The sequence below is a fragment of the Mesorhizobium sp. PL10 genome, assembly GCF_053714315.1.
This window is the reverse complement of sequence record NZ_JBSKBR010000170.1, coordinates 1-686: the sequence shown is the minus strand read 5'-3', so window position 1 is coordinate 686 and position 686 is coordinate 1. Positions and strand designations below refer to the sequence as shown.

Below are 686 nucleotides of genomic sequence, written 5' to 3'. Positions count from 1 at the left end.
CCCGTAACCTTCCATACCCTGTTCGGCGACGTGCGCCTGAAGAGCCCGCGTTATTGCCTGCCGCGAATTGACGGCGCGAATGGCCCTGCAACAATCTCGCCATTGCGCGCACTGATCCCCGATCACATCGCGCCCGAACGCCTCTATCTGGAGACCCGGTGGGCCTCACTCGTGCCCTACGCCGCGGCCGCCGAGCTGTTGGCCGACGTGCTGCCGATCGATTGCGGCGCCAATGCCACGACGATCCGGCAGCATGCATTGCGCGCGGCCCGCCGTATCGAGCGGGAGCTGACCGAGGAAAAAGTCTCCTTCATGCAGGGTTCTTGCCCGCGCGACTGGATGAACTTGCCCATTCCGGATGGCCGCATCGTCATCGGTCTGGATGGCGGATACATCCGCGACCGCAACGACCGGAAGAAGAACTTCGAGCTGATCGTCGGCCGCTCGCTGCCAGAAGACGGTGATCCGCGCTACATCGGTTTCGTCCACGGCTACGACCGCAAGCCGCAGCGGCGCATCCTCGACCATCTCAAAAAGCAGGGCGTGCAGGCCAATCAGGATATCACTTTCATCACAGATGGCGGCGAAGAGGTCCGCTCGCTCGCCGAGATGATCGCACCGGCGAGCGAGCATGTCCTCGACTGGTTCCATATCACCATGCGCATCACCGTCCTTCGCCAGTTCGC

The 686-nt window shown here is 63.0% G+C and carries 1 pseudogene; it reads left to right on the top strand.

The annotated features are described in order from the left end of the window. A pseudogene (locus ACWGTO_RS33690) lies at positions 1 to 686 on the top strand (ISKra4 family transposase); the annotation flags it as partial.